A 22,198-nucleotide genomic window follows, 5' to 3' on the forward strand; every position below is an offset into this window, starting at 1 on the left:
CGCGCTGCCGCCATTCCCGTATTAAACCCACATGAAGGAGTACGGGATGAGACTGTTTGTTGGACTGGATGTATCGCTTGCAAAGACTGCGATCCGTGTGATCAGCGAGCATGACGCGATAATCAAAGAGGCCGGGGTTGCGAGCGAGCCGGAGGTATTGGTTCGCTGTTTGGACGGTGGTATTGCAGCTGTTGGCCTGGAGGCTGGACCTATGTCGCAATGGTTGCATCGAGGGCTGGCCGAGTTGGGCCTGGGTGCAGAGCTTATGGAAACCCGCCAGATGAAAGCTGCGCTGAAAGCGATGCCAATCAAGACGGATCGGTGGGATGCCGAAGGGATTGCGCGCCTGCTTCACCTTGGCTGGTTCCGCCCTGTTCACTGTAAATCCGTGCCGTGGTCAGCGCTCGAAAAGCCATTCAGCAGAACATGATTGCATTGGAGATGTCGTTGAGAGGCTTGCTACTTGTATCGGACAGCGCGGTGGTGCTGGACCTTGGCACCAAGCTGATCGAACGCCCCGCTACCGAAGTCCTGGGCCTAGACAGATCGCAATCGTCCTTAGCCGCATCCGGATTGGACCTGGCCTTTAAGTCTATCTGGATCAAGTCAAGAAAATTGCATTTCTGTCAGAGTGGGAAAACGCCATCGTACAAAATTAGCAGCGATATTTCGCGGCTGGGCAGACTGCGCCTGGATCAACGAATATTTCGGTGAATTTGTAAGTGAATTTAAGCCTACTGTGAGTATCGGCTTTTTCTCGAAAATTGCTTGGTATAGCGTTGAAATCTCGGGGCTCGTGAAAAAAAAGACGCTCAAATTCCTTGGATGCCGGCATGCTAACGGTGCTGAAAAATGAGGTGACGTTGTATCCTGCGGTTGCCTGTGATGTTCCCGTGGTCGAGACACATTCAAACTCTTTGTCCAAAAAAAATACAGCACCATTCGAGCCATTGATTTTCTTGACGCGCGCAAAGATTATGTAAAAGTGCGATAAGAACAAAACAGCCATGATTGGCAGGCAGATTGGTATGACCAAGATAAAGAATATGGAAGAATTCGCAGCCCTCAGCGGTATCTCGCGACCCACGGTGTCTAAATACTTCCAGGATCCCGACAGCGTCCGCCCAACGACAAAAGCCCGCATAGAAGAAGCTCTTGAACGGTTTGATTATCGTCCGAACATCTATGCTGTGAACCAGAACCGGAAGCTGACCAAGAATATCGGCATCGTGGTCCCCTATCTGGCCGATCCGTTCTTTGCCGAAATTGCGCGCTATCTGGAGCAAAGCTGCATTGCGGCTGGGTATCGCCCATCCTTGTTCAGCTCGCATGGCGAACAAAAGCTGGAAAGTGAGATTTTGGATGGTTTGCAATCTATGAAGCCCGCAGGGGTTCTGTTGGCCCCATTAGGCCGGATTTCGGACCGCTCAGTGATAGAAAAATTCTGCGCCAATGTTCCGACTGTCTTGTTTGACAGCAACATTGAAGGACTGGGGGCTGCGTTCATCGGATCGGATAACTTCAGCTTTGTGTCGCAGACCGTGGAATACATGACTCGGACGGGCGAGCCCCCGTCATTCTTTGAAATGCGTACGCCTGCGAACCCGAACGCCAACAAACGCAGGAAGGCTTACGTTGAAGTGATGGAGCGTCTCGGGTTTGAGCCACACATCATCAAGGTAGACGGCAAAGGTTGGGCGTTTGAAGAGATCGGGCACAAGGGCGCGCTGAAAGTATTGGAGGAGCGGGGTCTAAGAACGGACTCGGTTTTGTGCAGTAATGACCGGCTTGCCATTGGCTTTCTTGCTGCCTGTTTCGAACAAGGGATTCGGGTCGGTCGGAAGGAAGATTGTACGCTGCGCGTCGCCTCGAATGACGATCATCCGTTCGCAAAATTTACGTGCCCTTCGTTGACGACGGCTGCGCATGACTATGACAACGTCGCCGGGCGAAGTGTCGAAACCCTATTTGAACTCATTGAAAATGGTGGGGAATTTGAGTCTCGAACCGAGATGCTGTTCCCAGCAAGGCTCGTACTAAGGGACTCCGCATAACTCCATTTTTTAACGCGCGTAAAGTTTTTATTGACTGCGCGATAATTTACATCCTAGGCTCACAGCACGACATCCAAGCTCAGGGAGGACAGGGATGTATCTGAAGCACGCACTTCGTGCGGCGACTGCAATGACTTTCGTCGCCACGGCAGCAGCCCACGCGCAATCCATCACCATCGCCACCGTAAATAACGGCGATATGATCCGGATGCAGGGCTATACCGACAAATTCACCGAAGCGACCGGCATTGATGTCGAATGGGTAACGCTGGAAGAAAACGTGCTGCGTCAGCGCGTAACCACCGACATCACGACCAAGGGTGGTCAGTTCGACATCATGACCATCGGCATGTACGAAACCCCGATCTGGGGCGCAAACGGCTGGCTTGTTCCTCTTGATGGCATGTCGGCTGATTATGACGTGGACGACATCCTGCCCGCGATGGCAGGTGGCCTTAGCCACGAGGGGACGCTTTATGCCGCGCCGTTCTACGGCGAAAGCTCGATGATCATGTATCGCACCGACCTGATGGAGGCAGCAGGTCTGGAAATGCCCGAGGCGCCGACCTGGCAATTCATCCGCGAAGCCGCTGCGGCCATGACGGACCGCGACAATGACATCAACGGCATCTGCCTGCGCGGCAAGGCGGGCTGGGGTGAGGGCGGTGCCTTCATCACCGTGACCGGCAACTCATTTGGCGCGCGCTGGTTTGACGAAGATTGGAAACCCCAGTTCGATCAGCCCGAATGGAAAGAGGCGCTGACCTTCTTCGTAGATATGATGAGTGAATCCGGTCCGGCGGGCTATGCCACCAACGGTTTCAACGAAAACCTGTCGCTGTTTCAACAGGGCAAATGCGGTATGTGGATCGACGCGACCGTTGCGGCGTCTTTCGTGACGAACCCCGACGATTCGACCGTGGCTGACAAGGTGGGCTTTGCCTTGGCACCGAATTCAGAGGGCGTTGAAAAGCGCGCCAACTGGCTGTGGGCCTGGGCGCTGGCGATCCCAGCCGGTACGCAACAAGAGGATGCCGCGAAGCAGTTCATCGAATGGGCCACCTCGAAAGACTACATCGAACTGGTGGCCGAAAACGAAGGTTGGGCCAATGTGCCTCCGGGGGCGCGCACCTCGCTGTATGAGAACCCGAATTACCAGGAAGTCCCCTTCGCCAAGATGACGCTGGAATCAATCCTGATGGCTGATCCACAGAATTGCTGCGCTCAGCCGACACCTTATACCGGCATCCAGTTCGTCGCGATCCCCGAATTCGCGGGCATAGCCACACAGGTGAGCCAAGAATTCTCGGCGGTGTATGCCGGACAGCAAACGGTGGATGAAGCTCTTGCCAAAGCGCAGGCTTTCACCGCTGAAGAAATGGAAGCCGCGGGCTACTGAGGCATTCTCCCCGGCGGGCGGGCAGCGATCTGCCCCCCGCTCAACCCTTCCACAACTCGCGTTTTTCTCGCAGGCTGAGTAATGCCTGAACAGAGAGGGTTTGCGTCATGGCAACTCAACATTCCCGATCCGTTGCTCGCCTGATGATGGCACCCGCAGTGGTCCTGCTGCTTGGCTGGATGCTCGTGCCGCTGACGATGACGCTGTACTTTTCGTTCAAGAAATACCTGCCACTGCGCGGAGGTGATCTGGGTTGGGTCGGGTTCGATAACTACGTCCGGTTTGTTTCCTCAAGTTCGTTCTGGCCCGCAGTTCAGGCGACACTGGTGATCGTTGGCGGGGTTCTGGTAATCACGGTCATTCTGGGCGTGCTGCTGGCAATGCTGCTGGATCAACCAATGTGGGGGCAAGGCGTTGTTCGCATCCTCGTGATCGCGCCGTTCTTCGTCATGCCCACGGTGTCTGCTCTGGTTTGGAAGAACATGTTCATGGACCCGGTCAACGGCCTGCTGGCCCATCTGTGGCGCCTTTTCGGGGCTGAGCCGATCTCATGGCTGTCCGAAGCGTCGATGACCTCGATCATCATGATCGTCTCGTGGCAGTGGCTGCCTTTCGCAACGCTGATCCTACTGACCGCGATCCAGTCGTTGGACAGTGAACAGCTGGAAGCGGCTGAAATGGACGGCGCGCCGCCTCTGAAACGCTTCTACCACATCATTCTGCCGCATCTGAGCCGTGCGATTACAATTGTGATCCTGATCCAGACGATCTTCCTGCTGTCGATCTTCGCCGAGATCTTCGTAACCACCGGCGGCGCATTCGGCACCCGTACGCTCACCTATCTGATCTTCCAGCGGGTGCTGGAAAGCCAGAATGTCGGCCTTGGATCAGCCGGAGGTGTCTATGCCATTATCCTTGCCAATATCGTTGCGATCTTCCTGATGCGCATCGTAGGCAAGAACCTGGACGCGTGAGGAGGTAAGAATATGGCCCGCGCTGTCACAACACGCCGCAAATCGCTGAACACAGCCCTTGCCTGGGCCGTTGGTCTGCTGATCTTTTTTCCGATCCTCTGGACCATCCTGACCAGCTTCAAGACCGAGGCGCAGGCGATCGCCAGCCCGCCCCTGTTCCTTAACTTCGACTGGACGCTTGAGAATTACGCCATCGTGCAGGAACGCTCGGACTACATGCGGTTCCTTTGGAATTCAGTTATCATCGCGGGTGGATCAACCATACTAGGCGTCATGGTCGCCGTTCCGGCCGCGTGGGCGATGGCGTTTGTGCCATCCAAACGTACCAAGGACATCTTGCTGTGGATGCTGTCCACCAAGATGCTACCTGCGGTGGGCGTTCTCTATCCGATCTATCTGCTGTTCATCCGGTTGGGGTTGCTCGACACGCGCGGTGGCTTGGTTGTGGTGCTGATGCTCATCAACCTGCCGATCATCGTTTGGATGCTCTACACCTATTTCCGCGAGATTCCGGGTGAAATTCTGGAAGCCGCGCGGATGGACGGTGCGACGTTGAAAGAGGAAATCCTTTATGTCCTGACACCCATGGCCATTCCCGGCATCGCCTCGACCGTGCTGTTGAACTTCATTCTGGCCTGGAACGAAGCATTCTGGACGCTCAACTTGACAGCCGTGGATGCTGCACCGCTAACGGCCTTCATCGCCAGCTATTCCAGCCCAGAAGGCCTGTTCTTTGCCAAGCTCAGCGCGGCCTCGACCATGGCGATTGCGCCGATCCTGATCCTTGGCTGGTTCAGCCAGAAACAACTTGTCCGCGGCCTGACCTTCGGCGCTGTGAAATAAGGAAGACTTCTCATGGGACGTATTCAACTCAAGTCCGTGACCAAAAGCTTCGGCGATGTTGAGGTCATTCCTCCACTGGACCTGACCATTGAGGACGGTGAGTTCACAGTCTTCGTCGGCCCCTCGGGCTGCGGTAAGTCCACGCTTTTGCGCCTGATTGCAGGGCTGGAGGATATCACTTCGGGCTCTATCGACATTGATGGGGCAGATGCCACCGACGTACCCCCCGCAAGACGTGGCTTGGCGATGGTATTCCAATCCTATGCGCTGTACCCGCATATGACGGTGCGCAAGAACATCGCGTTCCCTCTGCGTATGGCGAAGCTGGATCAGGCTGAAATCGACAAACGCGTCGAAGGCGCGGCAGCCGTTTTGAACCTGACAGACTATCTCGACCGTCGTCCCGGCCAGTTATCCGGTGGCCAGCGCCAGCGTGTTGCCATAGGTCGGGCGATCGTCCGCGAACCTGCCGCGTTCCTGTTCGATGAACCGCTGTCGAACCTCGACGCCGCATTACGCGTTGGCATGCGGTTGGAAATCAGTGAATTGCATGAGCGTCTGGCGACCACAATGATCTACGTGACCCACGATCAAGTCGAAGCCATGACGATGGCAGACAAGATCGTCGTGCTTCAAGCCGGAGTGATCGAGCAAGTCGGCAGCCCGCTGGAGCTTTATCGGACGCCGCGCAACCTGTTTGTCGCCGGGTTCATAGGCTCACCAAAGATGAACTTTATCGAGGGACCAGAAGCAGCAAAACACGGGGCTCACACCATCGGAATCCGGCCTGAACACATCGCAGTTTCGGAAACCGAAGGTGACTGGTCCGGAGTCGTCAGCGTTTCGGAACACCTTGGATCTGACACGTTCTTCCATATTCACGAAACCGGTCTGGCAGAAACGATTACCGTCCGTGCCGATGGCGAGGTCGGCTTCCGCCACGGGGACCGCATTCATCTGACACCGCGGGCCGATGTAATCCATCGATTTGACGCGGAAGGCTTGCGGATCGAATGACACGTCTGGCAGGCAAAACCGCCCTGATCACCGGGGCCGCGCGCGGCATCGGGTTGGCCTTTGCCAAGGCCTATGTGGCAGAGGGCGCACGCGTCGCGATAGCTGATATCGACATCCAGCGCGCGCGGGATGCGGCCGCAGAGATTGGCGAGGCAGCATTCGCGATCAAAATGGACGTGACCAACCAGCAAAGCATCGACGAGGCCGTAGAGAAAACGGCCGCCCGTTTCGGACCCATCGACATTCTGATTAACAACGCTGCTATCTTCACTGCCGCACCAATCGTTGAGATCGAGCGTGCCGACTACAACCGCGTTTTTGACATCAACGTCGCTGGCGTGCTTTTCACAATGCAAGCGGTCGCCCGCCACATGATCGCGCAGGGAACAAGAGGTCGGATCATTAACATGGCGTCGCAGGCCGGACGGCGGGGCGAGCCTTTGGTTGCGGTCTACTGCGCCAGCAAGGCGGCAATCATCTCTCTGACACAATCGGCAGGCCTAAACCTGATCTCTCATGGAATAAACGTAAATGCCATTGCCCCCGGTGTAGTCGACGGCGAACACTGGGACGGCGTTGATGCTTTTTTCGCGAAGCATGAAGGCAAACCTCCCGGCCAAAAGAAGCGCGAAGTGGCAGCAGCCGTTCCCTATGGCCGAATGGGGCGCGCTGAAGACCTGACCGGCATGGCTGTATTTCTCGCCTCGGATGAGGCCAAGTACATCGTCGCACAAACCTACAACGTCGATGGCGGAAACTGGATGAACTGATGGACCCTGTGGCGAATGCAAAACCTACGGTGCGGCTGCGGCGTGACAACCTGTCAAACCTGCCAGCGACTGTCAAAGTGCCGACGTACCAGGTAACGGATCTGAGTCCGGGCATAGTACACATCGGACTAGGCAATTTTCATCGCGCACACCAGGCTTGGTATATTCACCAGCTATTGCAGCATGGACAGGCTCATGACTGGGCAATAATCGGGGCTGGCGTACGAAGCTATGACGCCGAGATGCGAGAAAGACTGCTTGCGCAGGACTGTCTGACAACGCTGATTGAACTGGATCCGCATGGGATATCAGCCGAGGTGATTGGTCCGATGATTGACTACCTGCCGATTGAGGCGGGCAACGCTGCTCTGATACGGCAGATGGTTGATCCTTCCATACGGATTGTGTCGCTAACGGTAACCGAGGGCGGGTATTTTCTGGATGCCAACTCCGGGATCTTAGACACTGATCAAGAAGATATTCGCCATGATGCGGAAAACCCGAACCAGCCCCGAACGGCCTTTGGCGCCATTGTTGCAGCGCTCAAACAGCGCCGGGCCGGTGGTATCAAACCATTTACGACGCTGAGTTGCGACAACCTTCAGGGAAACGGCGCAATTCTGCGCAACTGCGTTGTTGGCCTGGCGCGTATGTCCGACCCGGATCTGGCTGACTGGATTGACGAAAACAGTGCGTTCCCCAATTCGATGGTGGATTGCATTGTACCCGCGACGACAGACCATGTCGTCTCGCAATGCCTCGCGCTCGGCCTCGACGATCGTGCTCCAGTTTCACATGAGAACTTTCGCCAATGGGTGATCGAGGATGACTTCTGCGCCGGGCGTCCACCCCTCGAACAAGTCGGGGTAACGCTGACCCACGATGTTCACAGCTATGAGGCTATGAAACTTCGCATATTGAACGGGGGCCACCAGTTGCTCGCAAATGTCGGGGAAATTCTGAATGTACCGACGATTTCAGGCTGTATGCACGACCCAGATATCGCGGCGTTTTTCCAGAAAGTTCAAGCTGAAGAAATCCTGCCGCATGTGAGGGCTGTCCCCGGAACGACATCGACGGAATATCTTGGGCTGGTTGCAAAGCGATTTGCCAACACCGCGATTCACGATACAACGCGCCGGGTGGCGTTTGACGGATCTGCACGGCATCCCGGATTTTTGCTGCCATCCCTGCGCGATGCACTTGCGTCAGGATCATCCACATACGGGCTCGCATTGGCCGCGGCGTTCTGGTGCCGGATGTGTGCGGGTGTCCGTGAGGATGGTTCTGAAATTGCCCCCAATGACCCCCAATGGGAGAGTTTGCAGAAAACCGCGTTGGCGTCCAAAGCTGATCCAGCCCTTTGGGTCGAACAACGCCAATACTATGGTGACTTTGGTCGCAGCACACAGTTTTCCGAAGCCTTTGCCTACTGGCTGACCTCGATCTGGGAAAGTGGCAGCCGGGCGGCTTTAGCTGAATATGTGGTATTGCCAAGACGTTGACCAGGTTCGATAAAGCTATGTCAGTGCCGTGAGAATATCCACCAATTTGCTGCGCTTGAAAGGCTTTCTCGATCTTCGTGAGATCTTTGCATAAGCCGTCTGGGTGTACCACCGGTCAGCTCTGAACACGGCACTTGTCGAGATCCTATTGGCAGCGCGGGGTGTGATGGTCATTCGGGAAGCAATCTGGCTGTGGCGGGCGATCGACGCAAATGGAGGCGTTGTCGATATTCTCGTGCAAACGCGCAGGAATGCAGAAGCGGAGAAGCGGTTTTTCAAAGACTGGTTTCGCAGTTTGGCCAACTATGGGTCGTGATCACCAACAAATTACGCAGCTATATTAAACCAATCAAAGCTCTGGCCCCAGACACTGACCGCCGCTCCCACAAAGGTCTCAACACTGCGATCGAAGTATCGCACAGAAAGACCCGCAAACGGGCGAAGATGTTCGGTCGGTTCAAATCCAACCGGCTAGCTCAGAGGTTTCTATCCGCGCATGACCGGATCAATCTGATCTTCTGCCCCTGCCGTTATCAACTCACCGCCGCCTCATACCGCCACGCCCGCAACGATGCGTTTAACCTCTGGGCCAACTACACTGACGAAACAGCAGTATGAACCAGTCTGGGCCGATATTTCAGCCTCTGCAGAAAACAACTTGCCAATGCCGTTGGTCCATATCTGCCTATGGAAATTGGATACAGCCGATCATGACCATCGGTTGCTTTTGAAAGTGGATCAGACAATCTGCATCAATATCAAATGTGATTGCACAGGCGCTTTTTGCGCCATTGTGCCGGACGATTTTCTTTTGCAATTTCCTGCTCTTTTGTCACGCAGGTTTGACGTTGTCTGCCAACCAGTTCTCGTACCAGCGCATCAGGCAAGACCTAAGGGTGGCGTAGTCCTTCGTGCTGAGTTTTTGGTCGGTCGCGCGTTGCACTTCTTCGGCCACGTTCTGAAAAACATCGTGCTCGTCGCACCCACATGTCTCTCCGTCCACAACTGCCAATGAACCGCCAGTGTAAACCTTTTGGATGTCCGTAGCCTTTGCACTGCTCACCAGCAGCTCGACCGGATCAACATGCTGGGCCAGCCAAGGCCCCTTCAGGCGATCAAGGTTTACAATTTGGAAATCGGCGCGTTTGCCAATTGAGAGGCTGCCAATATGTTGATCCATTCCCATCAGGCGCGCCCCGCCCATCGTTGCCATGTCAAAGACGTCTTGCGCGCTCAGGTCCGATTGTGTCGGATCGTCAGACCAATAGAGGTTCCGGGCCAGGCGCATCTCTGCGAACATATCATCATCATTTGCCAGGCTCGTGCCATCCATCCCAAGCGCAAGATTTATCCCCAAACTCTTCATTCTTGGTGCGCGCGCGATCCCACACCGCAACCGCAAATTTGAACTGGGGTTGCAAACGATATGAGCCCCCATCTCGGCGACATGGTTCAGATCTTTGTCGTCGGCCCAGACCATGTGTGCCAACGACAGATTTTCACTTAGCAAGCCGGACTGGGCCAACTCGGTAATGGAAGTCGAAAAATCAGCACCCCCAATGGTCCGATGTTGCAGTAAAGACTCTTCCGCGTGGGTTTGAACGCGTACACCTTTTTCCTGTACCGTTCGGCCGATGTCGCGCAAAAGCCGTCGCCCCGTCCAGTGGGGTGCCGTTGGCCCAAACCAAATATCCACGGTATCCGTTTCCCGATATTCTTCGTGCAATCGGGAAATCAGGTTTACGTAGTTTTCCGGTTCCAAGCGTTTGCGAGAAATGTGTTTGCGCTGCAGCGTTCCTCTTAAGCTTTCAGGCAATGACGCAAGGAAAGCTTGATCCTGCCCATCGGGGTGCACCAGCCGATTTTGCCAGCGTTCTCCGGGTGTGACTGCGTAGGCAAGACCCAAACTCGAAAATACTTGGATTTTTTCCCTGATTTTACTTTCGGAAAGCGCCACGGTCTCTGCGGCTGTGCAGCAATCCACAACGGCCGTTACCCCGCTTTTTAGTAGCCGTAGTGAGGCGTACTCTGTGGCCGTTCTCGACGAGATGTCCGCAGCTCCGGCAGCGGACAAAATCCAAGGTTCCAAGACATCGTCAAATATCCCTTGATTAACCAGATTCACCCCAAAACAATGATGGTGAGCATTCACGAAACCCGGTACGATCACGGTACGTTCGTCTTTGTGCAGCGTTGCTTCAGGGTAGCGCGACCTTAGTTCCGGAATCGGCGCTAGGTCGCAGATTTTTCCCTGGCTGACATAAATCGCGTGGTTCTCATGACTGTGAAACGCATCAACAATGACCCACTTTGCCGCGAATATGGCTCCACTATCAGCCGGCATTTACAACAAATTCCAACGAGCTGGGCGTACCTTCATCCCCATTGACCGGTGTAATGTCCTGCGGACATGCAGACATGACCGCATAGACCGACATCTCTGCTTTGAAAGTTATCGTGTCGCCTGGCTTGGAAACTGGCGGCGCCCATTGAAGTGCGCCTTCGACAAGGACCGGAACGTTCATCCAAAGGTTGAAGGGCGCAGGCACAACGGGTGCCACTTGCCCAATTGCAATCATTGCTTGCCTGAGATTGTCGGCACAATTGTCATGATATTCCGCACAACCAAGCTGTTTGTATCGATTGGCGTCGCAGGCTGCGATAAGCGTATCGTGTACACCAGGTGAGCTGTCTTGGGTCACGGTCAACAAAGGGTTGCGCAGATTGCTGACCAGTTTGTCACCCAATTTGGGAGAGATGGAAAGAAGATCTGTATGAACGTGTGGCATCGACATGTATTCCTGAGTGTCATTTGCATTAAATGCCCAGAAATCACAGACTTGCCAGCCCGTCGGATTGGTGATTGTCAGACTGTGCCCTGCAGCCAAACGAACTGCCACACCACATCGCGCGGGAACAACGTAGTGCTTTGAAAGCACCGGGACGCCGTCATCAGAAATGGCGCTTTTCACACTTTTGTTAAAGCCATCGGGTTGCGACGGGATATATTGCTGCATAAGCGGAAACTCCTGTTTGAGAGTCCAGAAACGCATGCTTTGGCACAATTGAGAAATGACAAAAATTCAACCGATGGATTAGATCGGTTTTGCGGGTTCAGTCTTCGAAAAACCTCTGGCCCACTGCACTGTCGCGAAACTCGTCCGCCTGATCCAGCAACCACTCACGGAATACCCGCACCCGAGCGCGATTGGCGTAAGTTTCAGGGCAAACAAGGTAGTAACTCTTGTTTTCCAGCGACGTGTCAAAAGGTGCGACCAGCATTTCCTTTTCCAGAAAACGCGCGGCGGCCAAAAGGCTGACCAATGCAACCCCATGGCCGTCACTAGCGGTCAATAAGCAGATATGTTCTTCGGAGTAAGTGACGTAGGGTTCGACGTTGCTGTCCTTCAGCCCGACAACATCCATCCACCGCTCCCAGCTTGGATCTGCCTCGGAGTACCCGCTCCACTGATATTCTATCAGCTTTGCCTCCAGCAAATCGGCAGGCGACGTCAGTTCTCTTGCCTTTTCAATGCTGCAAACGGGTGCGACCCGGTCATTCAAAACCCAGACGACATTACTGTCAGGATAGTCACCAAACCCATAGCGAATAGCGACGTCTACGTTACTTGACTTGAAATCCACCAATTGATCGCTGGACAAAACGCGAACCGAGATTTCAGGATATTCCTCGTAAAAACTGCGCAGCCTGGGACTAAGCCAATTGGCGGCAAATGAACCAGTCGTTGAAATGGTCAAGGTCCCACCCAGCACGTCTTCCTCAAGGGCGAGAGAGGCGGCCTCAATACTCTTGAAAGCGGCGATTATGTAAGGAGCGTAGTTGGCACCTTCCTCCGTCAGCTTCAGCGCACGCGTCAACCGGTGAAAAAGAGATACGCCCAGTTGTTCTTCCAACGACTTAATTTGATGTGACACGGCTGTCGGCGTCACGCACAACTCATCTGCGGCGTCCTTAAAGCTCAGATGTCGGCAAGCGGCCTCAAAGGCCTGAATGCTCTTCAATGACGGTATCCTCGCCATGCTGCGCGGCCTTCCTTCTATTTCATTCAGACTCAATAATAACATACCCTAATTGCCATTACGCGTATGCGTGAAATTCTTGGAAATGAGGTGAATTGAGCTAATTTCATCCGTGTTCGGCGTTAGAGTTTTGGGACGAGTTCACGCGGCACATGTATGTTGGTGCTCAGCGGATATACGAATCCGCAACAGAATGTCAGGAACTTGGCGATAAGCGCCACACTGCCTCTGTAGCCAATGCGAAAGCTGATGCACATTTGTTGCTCGCGGATTAGTAGCAGAATAGACAATTTAGTAAGGCGGATTCGGTATGCCAAAGCGACCCCCGCCCTAAGACCAGATTTTCAGTGTTCGGCAAGCCCGCCGACAAAATTCAAGAGGACCAGTGTCCGTTTTGGCTGACCGTCGAGTCATTGTTGGCGGCCCATTTTTTTCGGCACATGGCACCGTTACACTGTCACTAAATGAGTGCATCCATGGTGATTAAATCCCACAACCTCACCAGGAAATTGTGTTCCTCCATCACGGAATTCCAGATTGCGATTTGCCCTTGCCGGGTCTCGTAACTACCGCCTTCGCGACGTTCGCCGGGTAAGTAGACGACGTTGCCAAAGGCATCATGAATTTCTGAAACGGCCGGCTCTCCGCCATACCAGAAATTCCATTCATTGGCAGAAAGGTTTTTGCGAACCGCATCAGGAGCAACCATGTATGCGCCATTGCGGGCCATGATTGCGCCAGCCGGGCCTGACAGCCACCAGTTCAAATAGGCGTATGCAAGCCCTTCCGTGCGCTTATCCATTTTCTGCGAAAGCGCCATACCTCCGCACCATCCCCGATACCCCTCCGAAGGAGAACACATCCGAATTGGTATGCCTTTCGCCTTTTGAGACAGATAGTTCGACCACCACATTGTTGACAGCGTGGCGCCGTTATCGGGGCTGGGTGTTCTGTCAGTCCAGAAACCAGCAAAATGACCCGCAAGTTGATATTGCTTGACCAACCGGATGAAGCTTTTGATTTCGTTTAAGGTCAAATTGCCGGGGTTGTCACAAAGAAACTCACCCCGCGCACGCAAAGCCAGTAGAAGGTCGGGCACACCGATGGCGGCGTCTGCCTGAATAGCGACGCGACCGCGCCATTGTTCAGATAAAAGATCTCCCCAACTGGTAGGTTCGGGTACGGAGCTTTCTCCTACGATTGCAAAACTGTCGGCGTTGTAGACTGTCGGCAGCATCGAAATACGCCCAGAGACAGCGCTTCCTAATTCGCCATTTTCCTGCACATAAAGCCGGTCCAGAGGTGTTCCGCTTGGTACATGGCTGTTTGGCTCGGGGTGCAATACTGCCCAGTTGCTTACCTGGTCCCAACAGGTGATCCGGGCCACATCAATCGGGCGCAGTGACCTTGCTGGCCATACCAGGTCAAGATCGTGAAACCACTGATCGTAGATATCAAAACTGTCTGGCGCCAGCACGCCTCGACGTTGTGACTTGATCCCGTCCAGAGCGGTAAACTCCAGACGGATCCCCAGATCGGCCTCGGCAGAAGCATGAATCGTATCGATCAGCGTCACGCCAGTACCCAACACGCGAAGCACCGCCGGATTGGTGTTCACAAAGGGCGTTGTCACTGGCTCAGACATTCTTCACTCCGCCCGTTACGATACCTTTACGTTCAAGAAAGCTTCGAAAGAAGCGCGCAATCGAACCATATCGAGGTCACGCGCAATGAATACGAGGTGCGACTTTTGATTGGAAGCGATTTCACTGTCAAGATGACGCGGGTGATGCAGCGTGTGCCCAACGCCATCAATCAGAACAACCCCTTCCTGCGTTTTCAACAAGCATTTTACGCGCAGAAGATTGGCCCCATGTCGTTGAACCAGAGCAGACAGCCAGACTACAAATGATGTCCAGTCCAGTGACGTGTCAAAAGTCAGGCCAAGGGTCGCCGCCCCGGTACCGTCGCGATGGGCCGACCCGGGAAACTGCAGGGTGCTCAGGTCGATGCTCGAACTGGAAGTAATATCAGCGAACGTCAAATTTTGCTGGGCGTCCAGTTGCCGTGCGACCGGGTTGATCAAACTTAGCCGTAGCTGCAGGTCTGGCAGTAAAGCTTCCGGAACAAGATCAGTTTTTGATATCAGGATCGTGCTGGCTGCGGCCACTTGCGCAACCCATTCTGGCTGATCAGCATGCAAAGATGCACCGTTCATTACGTCGACCACGGTAACAACATCCTGCAAGACGACCTGGTTATGCAGCACTGGGTCGAAAGTTAGCGTGGAAAGGATCTGTGATGGATCGGCCAGCCCGGTGGTTTCTATTACAATTCGGTCAAATTGAGGGATTTCGCCGCGGTGGGCCCGAGTTAACAAATTCAGAATCGCGTCTTTCAGTTCTCCGCGGATCTGGCAGCAGACGCACCCGGAGTTGAGCAGCACAGTGTCCGGCGCAATTTCCCCGACCAATATGTGATCAATGCCAACCTCACCAAATTCATTCACAAGAACTGCGACCCGGTCGGAAGTTTCACCCTGCAACGCAGCTGAGAGCCATGTCGTCTTTCCTGCACCCAGAAAACCTGTCAGAAGAGTGATTGGAACAAGAGACCGTTGGCTCATTTCTCAACCTCCGCACAAGGGAAGTTCGCTTCGTCCAATGGGTCGAAGCTGTTACCGAATTCTGTCTCAAGAGCGGCCCATACTTCGGTTACGTTGCTGACAATGGCCGTATGGCCGGTCATATTTCGTAGGACGTAACTTTGACCCTGCCAATCTGAAAGTTGAATTCGTCTGTGGGCCAGCATCCGATTTACTGCGGCAATTCGATCAACACGATCTCGACGCCGTTGCACCGGATCGGCCGAAGCGCCTGTTTCACGCCCTGCGGCACTCCAGTGATTGTCTGTACCAAATATTCCGCATAATCCGCACATGTTATGGTCCTCTGTATCGGGCAGGCGGGTCGCGGTCCCGCCTGCCCGTTTTGATCATGACTTGCGTGGTGCTCGTGCGTTGTAGTCGTCAGCGATCTCGTCGAAGGTGGCCCATTGCACGCCCTCGTGGCTGTTGATGTATTCGATCAGCCGCTCATGCATCAGCAGAACCTGCGGACGGCCCGAGACATCAGGGTGAATGGTCATGGTGAAAACGGCATAGTCGTTTTCGCGGTAAACGTAATCGAACTGATCCTTCCACATTTGTTCAATATCCCGCGGATTGACGAAACCGTGGCTGTTCGGCGATTTCTTGATGAACATCATCGGCGGCAGATCATCCAGATACCAGTTGGCTGGGATTTCGATCAGGTCAGTTTCCTCGCCCCGCTCCAACGGCTTCATCCAAGTATAGGGATGCTGGCTATAGTCGATCTTGGTCCAGCTGTCGCCGACCCGTACCCGGTAGGGGTGAAAGTCATTGTGCATCAGCGAGTGGTCGTATTTGATCCCGCGTTCCAGCAGCAGTTCGTTGGTGACATTGGAGAACTCCCACCAAGGTGCAACGTAACCGGTCGGACGCTTGCCGCTCAAGGCTGTTGCCAACTCAATCGACTTGTCGAGGATGGCCGTTTCCTGCTCTCGGGTCATCGCAATTGGGTTTTCATGCGAATAGCCGTGAATGCCGATTTCGTGACCTGCCTTGGCAACCGCGGCCATTTCCTCGGGGAAGGTTTCAATCGAGTGGCCCGGAATGAACCAGGTTGTCTTGATGCCATATTTTTCGAACAGTTTCAGCAATCTCGGCGAGCCGACTTCACCCGCGAACATCCCGCGCGAGATGTCATCAGGCGAATCCTCACCGCCATATGAACCGAGCCAGCCGGCAACGGCATCGACATCCACGCCATAAGCGACAAAAATTTTCTTTGTCATTTCATTCTCCCTTACGTGTTTAAGATTGGATGGGTAAGTGCCTGAACAAGCTGTTCGGCACACGACAGCAGCCCATCGTCATTTCCGGACGCGGCCGAAAGCAGGATCGAACCCTCGACCCGACCGCTCGTATCGCGCAGCGGCACGGCAAGGCCGGGCCAGTCCAAAAGGCTGCCGATCATCGTGGCGGTCAGCAATCTGGCATTCAGTTCCTGCGCCGCGTTTGGGTCGTTCTGGTAAACAGACAATGAATGGCGCAGCGAGGGCACCGTGGGAAAGGCGAGCAGCCTGTTCCCGATCTCGGTGCGGGCTGCAGAAATCAACTGTTCCCGCTTGCGCAGGTATCCGGCATACTGCGCGTCGCTGAGAACCGGTGCGTGCTCTAGCCGCGCGCGGATCATCGGATCAATCTTATTGGCCTGTGCGCTGGAAAGAAGATCTGCATATTTCCGCCTAGCCTCGATTGCGACCAGCGGCCCCTCAGCGGCGGTCAAGACACGCAACTCATCAACCGATTTCAGACGCGCAGGACGCACAGTCCATCCAGCCGCTGTGATACGGTCAAGCGCCGCGTCATAGGCTGCGGAAACATCCTGCCCCCAAGCCGGCCCTAAGGAGTCTGAAAGGTCCAGTATTTCGGTCTTCGCCGCGTCGGGTTTTGTGTTCGGTTGGGTGCTCAGAACTTGATCGGCTGCACGCAGCACGTCAAAGGACCGCGCCAGCGTGCCAACGGTATCAAGAGTCAGGGACAGCTCGTGAACGCCAACTCGGTCATAGCGGTTCGAACTAGGCTTGAAACCGTAAATGCCATTGAGCGCCGCAGGCAGTCGGATGGACCCCGAAGTGTCCGTTCCCACTCCCAGATCAGCCAGACCAGCCGCAACCAGAACTGCGGATCCTGACGTTGACCCCCCCGGCAGCAGCGGGACCGTCTCCGACAAGGCCGATGGCGGCGTGCCGAAATGCGGATTGATGCCAAGGCCTGAGAAGGCGAATTCCGACAACCCGGTCCGTGCAAGAGATACTCCTCCGGCCGCCTCAAGTAACGTCACACAACGCGCGTCCTGCATCGCCGGTGGCGCGGAGTCGCGTAGCGCCGACCCGCAAGTGGTCACCTGCCCCTTCTGATCTATGATGTCCTTCCAAACGACACCCATCCCGTCCAAAGGCCCCAATGACCGGCCATGAGCGGCCCGTTCCTCAGCCTGCGTTGCCAGCTTCATCGCACGATCTGGCGTGATGGCGGTCCAGGCGCCTGAGGCCTTCCAGCTTTCCAGCGCCCGCAGCGCAGCGACGGTCTGAACGGTCGCCGAGGCTGTCTTTGCCTCGGCTGGGTGATGTTCGTGAAACACTGTCATGATGTTCTCCATGGGCGGGTGTGGTCTGCACCCGCCCGGATTGACCCGACTTACAAGTCTTCGCGGGCGACCGCATCCGCTGGAATGTCCGCGGTTCTGACCCGCTGCATTCCGCTTTCCGCCGTGTAGACCCAGTTCATGTTCACCGATGTCGCAAGGTATTTCTCATCGTCCGGATCTTTGATCTCGGCCTGATCATGACGCGGCAGAATCCAGACTTTCATCAGTATGAAATACACTACCATCGCAGTCGGGAAGCCAACGACATAGGCGTATTGGATGAAATACAGTGCCAGTCCACCGCCAACGACCCAGGCAATCAGACCCGCCGGGTTCCAGCCGCCAAAGTAACGGAACTGGCCGTGTTCACGGTACAGTTCGGGTACGTTAAGGCGGCGACCCCGGATCAGGAAATAGTCGCAAACCATGATACCGCCCACTGCAGAAAGCATTGCCCCATACATGCCAAGATAGGTGAACAGATGGTTCAGGATGAGCCAGGGCATAGTGAGTGTGCCAACGATACCCGCAATCAAGATACCCATCGCATAGGTGATACGCGGTGCGCCAGCGTTCACGAAGGTCAGCGCGGCAGGGATCAGGTTTGCGCTGGTGTTGGTGGACCATTGCGCCAGGATTACCATCACCAGCAAAACAATCAGCGTTATCCCGGTCCCCTGCTCCTGAATGACGTTGATCGGATTCCAGTCACCGGTCGCGATAAATGAAACTGCCCCGATCAGCGCGATCCAACTCTGTGCCACCGGCAGCGCGATGAATTGCGCCATAAAAATATTGCGGTTGCGCCGAAAGAAGCTTTTCTCGCCACCTTCAGTCTTCAAAAACCGGGTAATATTCGGGATATCCACTGCAAGCGGCGACCAGAATGCCATGTTTGCCACGAAGAGCGCGATAATGCTCATCTCCCCATCGCCGGCAAAGGTCCAGATGTTGTGTCCACCTGCCGAAGCAACGTTCTCGAGGGTGAAATACATCCAGATCGAAATCGCGATGATCGCGGGCGCCGCAATACTGGCAAGCAGCTGAACGGCCCGGATACCCATAGCGGTATTGATGATCTGAACCAGTCCAAAAACGATATACCAGAATACCCAGCTATCGAACCCGCCAAAATAGGACACGATACCGTTCAGCGCGAGCGCTCCGAGGTAGGTCTGAATGCCGAACCAAGCAGCCGCCACGATCCCTCGTGTGACCGAAGGTAAATGTGTGCCGACAGTGCCAAACGGTGCCCGCAGATAGACGGCAAAGCTGATGCCGTGTTCGGTGCCAATATCCGCCGTGAGCGCCATTACGAGACCTAGCGTCAGGTTAGCGAGAAATATCGTGGCGATCACCGTTGTCAGGGGCAGCCCGGCGACCCCGCCCGCTCCCAACTGGAACGTTGCGATGATCACCGCCATACCGATCCAAATCCACACATATCCCAGTCCACCAATCGTCCGCTGATTTAGCCAGACCGGTAGAATGGACTCCTCTAGTAGATGCGATCTTTCATCTGAATACGGGTTCTGCTCTGTCGCTTCGGAAAGTGCCATTCTGTGTCCTCCAGCACATTATTGATTTTTCGTATTCATAAGATCGTTTTTTAAAAAAGAGAAGTCTTTTGTTTTGTGATCTGGCCCCTTAGGATATTGAGCGGCGAGAGGCTTAGCGCTCTGCAAGTTCCAGCCGACGGCCGCGATTTCAGGGCAAAACGCAAAGGTTTGGTAAGAATTTGTCGATAATTCCCAGATACATATCGATCTCTCAGGCAATAAGGGACGCCATCAAAGCCGGTCGGCTGGAGACCGGTCAAGTTTTGACGGAAGAACCTTTGGCACGACATTTTGACGCCAGCAGAACCACCATCCGAAAGGCGCTTGCCGAGCTTCACACGACGCAATTAATCACGCGTTTCGACGGCCGCGGCTTTCTTGTCGGAAGTGATTCTTCTGCCCCTCCGCGTCGAGATTCGATCGAGCGGGCTTTGTTTGACTCCAAGACAAGTGGCACGATCCCACGGGCCGTTTCCAACACTGACCAAATGCTACCAGTCCTGCGCGAAGAATTGATACGCGCCCTACCCTTTGGCCCTCTGCAAATTAACGAAGTGCGGCTAACCGATCGTTTTTCCGTCAGCCGCTCAGTCGTCCGTGACATGCTTTCGCAACTCCGTAGTTCCGGCATTGTCGAGAAGAGTGAGCGCTCAAAATGGGTGCTCCCGGTTTTGACCGCTTTAGATGTGCGCAACCACTATCAATTGCGCATCTTGCTTGAGCCTGTCGCCCTTGCAGAGGCCGCGCCGCAGATCGAAAAATCACACATTGATAGCGCCCTTGCCTTTGCCAAGGAACTTAGCAGCCAGGAAGCTGAACCAAGCGCGGCCGCCCTTTCGGAATTAGAGAATGCGCTGCATGTTCAGGCGCTGTCCGGCTGCACGAACACCCATCTGCTCAAGGTCCTCCAAAAATCGCGTCTGGTCCTGGCAATCAATGAGATGTTTCGCCTCCTTCTTGGCCGGTCTCCTGCAGCAGGCCGTCTTATTCAAGAACACATCTCGGTTCTCGAAGCACTGGCGCGCAACGACACGGCGAATGCAGCTTCACTGCTGGAATTTCATCTTCTGGAAGCACGGGAGCGGACGTGCAGAAGGCTACAGACTCTATCTGTTTTGCCGTCGCCAAAACTGCCTGGCTATCTGACCCAGGGAACGGTTTCGATAAACCAAACAGCATTGCTCAAAGAGAAATAGGTTTATTTTCTGTTTCGAATCGCAAACAATTTCCATCGCAAACGATCAACTTCTCATTCAGGTGTTCAGGGAAGACCATAGTCGCTGGGACTGCTGCAATAGATCGCGCAGACAGCAGCTTGTCTTACGCTGTTTTGCTTCAGCCGGCTACACGTCCAATGGCCGCGATGTAAAACGAACACTGGCGGCCTGAGGTTCGGTGCACATTTGCCGCTCTCAGAAATCTCGGGCGGTTAGTTAGTTGCTGGACTGGAATTTGGAAGTAGCCGCTTGTCGAACTATGTGAGCGCATCACTCAACATTAGGAACATCGACACGGATGCGTATGCCGCGACGCGGAGCGCACTATGGATCGCACACAATCAACTCTATGTCGACGCACAGCTGCGATATGGTTGTTTTGATGGCACAATCCACCCAAAACGGGGGGTAAAGCCGTTGATGCCAAGAGTACAGGCTATGGTCTTTCCGTCGAGGTTGGTGAACGTTACACATTGCAGGACGGGCTGACCCTAGTGCCGCAATCACAGCTTATGTATAGCTACATCGACGCTGACTACTTCACTAATTTCGTAGGTGGTGGTCAACCCGGCTCACTTATGGTGGCAACACGCTGACAGCCCATTTAAGCCTGCATGCAAAACATAACTTCTTTGGCCGTACGGTCCTGTTTGGACAGGTCGACTTTTTCCATGGCTTTGACGATGAAACATCTGTGGCGTTTGGCCAGAACATCATCATGACCGAGCGCGACAAGAACGCAGCCGCTTAGACCTTCGGCGGCCAGGTTGCATTGTCAAGCGGGGCTGCGCTTTATCGTGAAATCGGCGGTGAAACAGGTTTGGGTAGCAGTTCCAGCGATTATACCGCTGGCGGAAACATCGGTCTTGATAACCAGTTCTGGCAACGGCAGCTTCGGTCGGCTCTCTTCTAGAGCCGTCTGTCCGTCTCTGAAGGTGTAGACGCCCCCGCTGGCCTTGATGTGCCAGTGTGGGCTTGCAAACAACCTTTATGGAGGCGCCTATGGAAGAGATGAGATGATTGGCCTGGAGTCGGCGAAGAACGTTTTAAAGGTGCACGAAGCAGATCCCGCGGGTCACGCTGTTATGCAGAAGAAACTTCGCAGAGGCCAAGTTCTTAAGCTTTTAACCAAGCTGCAAATAACTGTTAGCGCGAGATCGATACCAGAGAGGTATCTGTCATATTGGATCATCAAGCAGCCCTACCTCTTTAGTAGATTTGCGCCTTCTGTGGAGGCGCTTGCAATATCTGATGGCCTTGTGCTGCAGAAAACGAACAACCTGACAAAGCGTTCCACCCGGTTTCGTTCCCGCTGCCGCAAGCTCTGCGTCGGACCCTGATGACAGAAAAGCGTCGCTGCCTTCAGACACTGGAACGTTCGCGCCACTCGCTTGAATGGATATGTAGTGCTGCTGTGTGCGCCTTCGGCCCTCAAAATTCAGATGTTAACCCGTTCTTACCTAAAATTTAGAGGTTCCTTCCCTCTCATCCGAAGGTTGGTAGAAATATCGAAGCAGCCAAAGCGAAACAGAGAATGAGTAGCGTGGCCAACGCTGACAGCGCAGCAGGGGCAGGACCCACGCGC

At 54.6% G+C, this 22,198-nt stretch carries 18 protein-coding genes and 3 pseudogenes; 12 read left to right on the top strand and 9 right to left on the bottom strand.

Features of this window, described 5'->3' with window-relative positions; translation table 11 throughout:
* Positions 1–46 precede the first annotated feature (46 nt).
* The 10 genes and pseudogenes from AC2FIT_RS21870 to AC2FIT_RS21915 all read left to right on the top strand — a co-directional run.
* Positions 47–462, top strand: a pseudogene (locus AC2FIT_RS21870) (transposase); the annotation flags it as partial.
* A 169-nt stretch (positions 463–631) separates the two neighbouring features.
* Positions 632–856, top strand: a complete 225-nt coding sequence (locus tag AC2FIT_RS21875; protein ID WP_496832479.1) for a hypothetical protein — start codon at positions 632–634, stop codon at positions 854–856.
* A 172-nt stretch (positions 857–1,028) separates the two neighbouring features.
* The gene (locus AC2FIT_RS21880; protein ID WP_496832451.1) at positions 1,029–2,054 is read left to right on the top strand and encodes a LacI family DNA-binding transcriptional regulator; all 1,026 of its coding nucleotides are present in this window, start codon (positions 1,029–1,031) and stop codon (positions 2,052–2,054) included.
* A gap of 94 nt (positions 2,055–2,148) precedes the next feature.
* A complete protein-coding gene (locus tag AC2FIT_RS21885; protein ID WP_496832453.1) occupies positions 2,149–3,453 on the top strand; it encodes an ABC transporter substrate-binding protein in 1,305 nt (434 codons plus the stop codon).
* Between the two features lie 107 nt (positions 3,454–3,560).
* Positions 3,561–4,427 carry a carbohydrate ABC transporter permease gene (locus AC2FIT_RS21890; protein ID WP_496832454.1) on the top strand — a complete coding sequence of 289 codons (867 nt, stop codon included), beginning with the start codon at positions 3,561–3,563 and terminating at the stop codon, positions 4,425–4,427.
* A 12-nt stretch (positions 4,428–4,439) separates the two neighbouring features.
* A complete protein-coding gene (locus AC2FIT_RS21895) occupies positions 4,440–5,270 on the top strand; it encodes a carbohydrate ABC transporter permease (RefSeq protein ID WP_496832456.1) in 831 nt (276 codons plus the stop codon).
* 12 nt (positions 5,271–5,282) lie between these two features.
* On the top strand, positions 5,283–6,287 hold the full coding sequence (locus AC2FIT_RS21900) for an ABC transporter ATP-binding protein (protein ID WP_496832457.1): 1,005 nt from the start codon (positions 5,283–5,285) through the stop codon (positions 6,285–6,287).
* Positions 6,284–7,057 carry an L-iditol 2-dehydrogenase gene (locus AC2FIT_RS21905; RefSeq protein WP_496832459.1) on the top strand — a complete coding sequence of 258 codons (774 nt, stop codon included), beginning with the start codon at positions 6,284–6,286 and terminating at the stop codon, positions 7,055–7,057. Before AC2FIT_RS21900 ends, AC2FIT_RS21905 begins: the two co-directional genes overlap by 4 nt.
* Positions 7,057–8,562, top strand: a complete 1,506-nt coding sequence (locus AC2FIT_RS21910; RefSeq protein WP_496832461.1) for a mannitol dehydrogenase family protein — start codon at positions 7,057–7,059, stop codon at positions 8,560–8,562. Before AC2FIT_RS21905 ends, AC2FIT_RS21910 begins: the two co-directional genes overlap by 1 nt.
* A gap of 28 nt (positions 8,563–8,590) precedes the next feature.
* A pseudogene (locus tag AC2FIT_RS21915) lies at positions 8,591–9,180 on the top strand (DDE-type integrase/transposase/recombinase).
* 214 nt (positions 9,181–9,394) lie between these two features.
* Here the strand turns inward: AC2FIT_RS21915 and AC2FIT_RS21920 are convergent.
* From AC2FIT_RS21920 to AC2FIT_RS21960, 9 genes are all read right to left on the bottom strand, one after another.
* On the bottom strand, positions 9,395–10,906 hold the full coding sequence (locus AC2FIT_RS21920) for an amidohydrolase family protein (protein ID WP_496832463.1): 1,512 nt from the start codon (positions 10,904–10,906) through the stop codon (positions 9,395–9,397).
* Positions 10,896–11,579 (bottom strand): DUF1989 domain-containing protein, encoded by a 684-nt coding sequence (locus AC2FIT_RS21925; RefSeq protein ID WP_496832464.1) that lies wholly within the window; start codon positions 11,577–11,579, stop codon positions 10,896–10,898. Before AC2FIT_RS21925 ends, AC2FIT_RS21920 begins: the two co-directional genes overlap by 11 nt.
* Before the next feature lie 97 nt (positions 11,580–11,676).
* On the bottom strand, positions 11,677–12,648 hold the full coding sequence (gene gcvA, locus AC2FIT_RS21930; RefSeq protein ID WP_496832466.1) for a transcriptional regulator GcvA: 972 nt from the start codon (positions 12,646–12,648) through the stop codon (positions 11,677–11,679).
* A gap of 415 nt (positions 12,649–13,063) precedes the next feature.
* The gene (locus AC2FIT_RS21935; RefSeq protein WP_496832467.1) at positions 13,064–14,248 is read right to left on the bottom strand and encodes an ABC transporter substrate-binding protein; all 1,185 of its coding nucleotides are present in this window, start codon (positions 14,246–14,248) and stop codon (positions 13,064–13,066) included.
* Positions 14,249–14,263: 15 nt separating this feature from the next.
* Positions 14,264–15,229 (bottom strand): CobW family GTP-binding protein, encoded by a 966-nt coding sequence (locus AC2FIT_RS21940; RefSeq protein WP_496832468.1) that lies wholly within the window; start codon positions 15,227–15,229, stop codon positions 14,264–14,266.
* A complete protein-coding gene (locus AC2FIT_RS21945; RefSeq protein ID WP_496832469.1) occupies positions 15,226–15,543 on the bottom strand; it encodes a hypothetical protein in 318 nt (105 codons plus the stop codon). Before AC2FIT_RS21945 ends, AC2FIT_RS21940 begins: the two co-directional genes overlap by 4 nt.
* Positions 15,544–15,597: 54 nt before the next feature.
* The gene (locus tag AC2FIT_RS21950; RefSeq protein ID WP_496832471.1) at positions 15,598–16,479 is read right to left on the bottom strand and encodes a polysaccharide deacetylase family protein; all 882 of its coding nucleotides are present in this window, start codon (positions 16,477–16,479) and stop codon (positions 15,598–15,600) included.
* A gap of 11 nt (positions 16,480–16,490) precedes the next feature.
* Positions 16,491–17,837 (bottom strand): amidase family protein, encoded by a 1,347-nt coding sequence (locus AC2FIT_RS21955; protein ID WP_496832473.1) that lies wholly within the window; start codon positions 17,835–17,837, stop codon positions 16,491–16,493.
* Positions 17,838–17,887: 50 nt separating this feature from the next.
* Complete coding sequence (locus tag AC2FIT_RS21960) at positions 17,888–19,396, bottom strand: NCS1 family transporter (RefSeq protein WP_496832475.1); 1,509 nt, start codon at positions 19,394–19,396, stop codon at positions 17,888–17,890.
* Between the two features lie 179 nt (positions 19,397–19,575).
* On the opposite strand from AC2FIT_RS21960, the gene AC2FIT_RS21965 reads away from it, so the two are divergent.
* Both AC2FIT_RS21965 and AC2FIT_RS21970 read left to right on the top strand, forming a co-directional pair.
* A complete protein-coding gene (locus AC2FIT_RS21965; RefSeq protein WP_496832477.1) occupies positions 19,576–20,592 on the top strand; it encodes a GntR family transcriptional regulator in 1,017 nt (338 codons plus the stop codon).
* A 443-nt stretch (positions 20,593–21,035) separates the two neighbouring features.
* A pseudogene (locus tag AC2FIT_RS21970) lies at positions 21,036–21,209 on the top strand (autotransporter domain-containing protein); the annotation flags it as partial.
* Positions 21,210–22,198: the final 989 nt, after the last annotated feature.

The sequence above is a fragment of the Ruegeria sp. YTSA135 genome, assembly GCF_059610165.1.